General features: G+C 64.4%; 2 protein-coding genes. Both read right to left on the reverse strand.

Features of this window, described 5'->3' with window-relative positions; translation table 11 throughout:
• Positions 1-2,090, reverse strand: a 2,090-nt coding sequence (locus WC815_24205; GenBank protein ID MFA5911893.1) for an HAD-IC family P-type ATPase, incomplete at its 3' end; no start/stop codon positions are given.
• An 87-nt stretch (positions 2,091-2,177) separates the two neighbouring features.
• Positions 2,178-2,983 (reverse strand): DUF1566 domain-containing protein (locus tag WC815_24210; protein ID MFA5911894.1); only part of this gene is annotated, 806 nt, incomplete at its 5' end.

Below are 2,983 nucleotides of genomic sequence, written 5' to 3' on the forward strand. Positions count from 1 at the left end.
ATGCCGGTGCAAAAAGCCAGCAGGCACACACCCATGGTGACGCCGGCCATCGTCAGGCTGCCGATGCGCCATACGCTCGGCTTCGGCGACGGCCGCACCTTATCCGTCGTCAATGACATGGAGAGAAAATCGCCGGTGATCATCACAATGACCATCAGCAGCGGAGTCAGGATCGCGTGCCCTGTCATGATCAGGCCGGCGATCAGGAAGAGCACCGTCACGATCTTCTTGACGATGGCATTCAGCGTGTAGGTGAGGATGCGCTGGAACGTGATTCGCCCTTCCTTGACCGCGGCGACGATGCCGGCGAGTCCGGGCTCGGTCAGCACCATACCGGCGGCCGATTTGGCGACGTCGGTTGCCGTCGAGACTGCGATGCCGATCTGCGCCTGGCGCAGCGCCGGCGCGTCATTGGCGCCATCGCCGCACATGCCGACCGTATGGTTAGCCTTCTGGAACGCCTTGACGAGCTTGTATTTATCTTCCGGAAGGACGCCGGCGAAGACCGCGAATTGCTCGGGGTGGACGCTGTCGGGGATTGGTCCGGGCGGGAAGACCGCACCATCGAGCCCCACCGCGTGAGCCACGATAGCCGCGGTCGCCGGCGCGTCGCCCGTCACCATCACGGTGCGAACGCCCAGCTCATGCAATTCGGCAATGAGTGCCCCCGCGTCTGAACGGGGCGGATCGCTCAGCGCAATGAGTCCTGCCAGCTTCATCGCCGTCTGCGGTCCCGCCGCCACCGCCAGAACCCGGAACCCCTGCCGCTCGAGTTCGTCCGCCGTGGCTGCTGCGGTCGGCGACGGTTGTGCGAGGCCGGTGACCACGGCAAAGGCGCCCTTCACGATACGTTGCGCAGCGCCGGTCGAATCGGTTGCGCTCGCCTCGGACGTCTTCTTCGCCGGATCGAAAGGCTCAAACTTGACCAGGGTCGGCGCATCGGAGACGCCCTTGCTCGCGGCGGCCGCGCGAATGGCCGCATCCACCGGGTCCTGCCCGCCATCCGCGCTCGCCAGCGCGGCCAGTGCCAAAACATGCGCCTCGTCGAAGCCGGGCATGGGATGAACCGTCGTCACCGTCAGCGCATTCTGGGTCAGCGTGCCGGTCTTGTCGGAGCACAGGACATCCGTCGTTCCCGCTTCGTCCACCGCGGACAGGCGGGTCGGAAGAACGCCCAACTTTGCCAAGGCGCGCGCGCCGAGCGCCGCGGCCAGGGTGAACGTGGCCGGCAGCGCAACCGGTATCGTCGCCAGGACCGCCGTCAGGACGAGGGGGATGATCTCCGCCAGCGGCATCTTGAGAAAGTAGGCATAGGCGACGAGCGCCACGATGACGACGCTGTTGAATGCGGCAAGATTGCGCACCACGCGCAGAACCGCCTTCTGCTGGGAGCTCACGACATGAGCGGTGCGGACCAGTTCCGCAGTGCGGCCGAACTTGGTGCGCACTCCGGTCGCCGTGACCTCCGCCACCGCCTCGCCCCGGCGCACGAGCGCTCCGGCAAAGGTTTGCACGCCCGCGCCGGCTTCGATGGGTACCGATTCGCCGGTAAGCATGGATTGGTCGAGCAGAACTTCCCCGCCGGTGATGTGCACATCCGCGGCGACCACGCCGCCGAGTGAGAGCTTTACCGCGTCGCCCGGCACAAGCTCGACCGCGGGTACGGTCTTCCACGCGCCGTCGCGCCGGGCGGACGCGTTCAGCGCGAGCCGGGACTTCAGCGCGGTGAGGGTCGCCTGGGCACGGCTCTCCTGGAACAGTCCGAGCACTGCGTTGAACACCAGCAGGCCGGCGATGATCGCGGCCTCGACATGCTTGCCGACTACCAGTTCGAGCACAATCGCGGCCTCGAGCATCCACGGAACCGGGGCCCAGAATTTTTCGAGCGCCATGCGCAACGGGTGCACGCTCGTATCCGGCATCGTGTTGGGGCCGAACTTTGCCAAAAGGCGGCGGGCCTCGTCGCTGGTCAGGCCGTTGCTCGGGTGATCCTTTGCGGCACCCGCCGGCTTGGCATCGGGTTTTGCATCAGGCGCTAATCCGGGCTTTAATGCTGGTCCATCGGGGGTTGCGTGCTCTTGGTCATTCATAGGGAAGTCTCCCGCAGGTGTTGTCTGCCTTCTCGTGTGATCCGATTTACATGTGTGAACCGGGCCTGGAGTGGTTCACAGGACATATCACCCGGTCCTCGAGGGGGGATCACACACCGCCCACACCGAGAAATGCGCGCCCTTCTTCTGCCCGATGCCGATAGCACCCTTGGTGAGATAAAGCGCCCACGCGCAGTCGGGTTCGAACATGCTCGTCGTCGAGGACCAGTATCCTTCCCTGACCTCACTGAAGGGATGTCCTTGAGGAAGCGCCGGGCTGTGCGCGCTGCAATCCACGAGCGATTCCAGTTCGTTGATGTTCGGTAGCCGCCATGAATGAGTCTCCCCCCGCTGCCGGTTGAGGTCAGTCACCGCTTTGAGCGCTTCCTCCCATGTCGCCGGCCTTCCCGTAAGGTCGGCCGAGGAGAGCCAGCAGAGGTTCGTGAGCCGGTCGACGTTCACACTTCCCGCCTCCTCGAAGCGGGGATCAGGCCATGGCACCCACACTCGGAACTCTCCGTCCTGTCCTGACTCCGCGCAGGGTAGGGCGCGACCCTTCGAGTCATAACACCGGGTTTGGCCGGTGGCGAGCAGAATCGTGGCTCCGTGCTCTCGAACAGGCCAGAACAGGAAACGCTCCTCCTTCTGGCCGTAAAACATTCGTGCGCCTTCCGTATGGATGTACCACGCATAGGCCGTGTTGATCGCCGCGGTCGTGGACGTCCAGTACCATGCGCTGATCACGTTGACAAAGGGATGCCCCTCCGGCAAGGCCGGCTTCCTGGTCTGGTAGCTCATAAGACTTCGGAGTTCACGGCGGTTGGGAAGACGCCAGTCGGAAGCACCGATCGCATGGTCACGATTCATCTCTGCGATATAGTCGAGGGCTTCTT

The organism is Vicinamibacterales bacterium, assembly GCA_041659285.1.
Lineage (GTDB): Bacteria > Acidobacteriota > Vicinamibacteria > Vicinamibacterales > UBA2999 > 12-FULL-67-14b.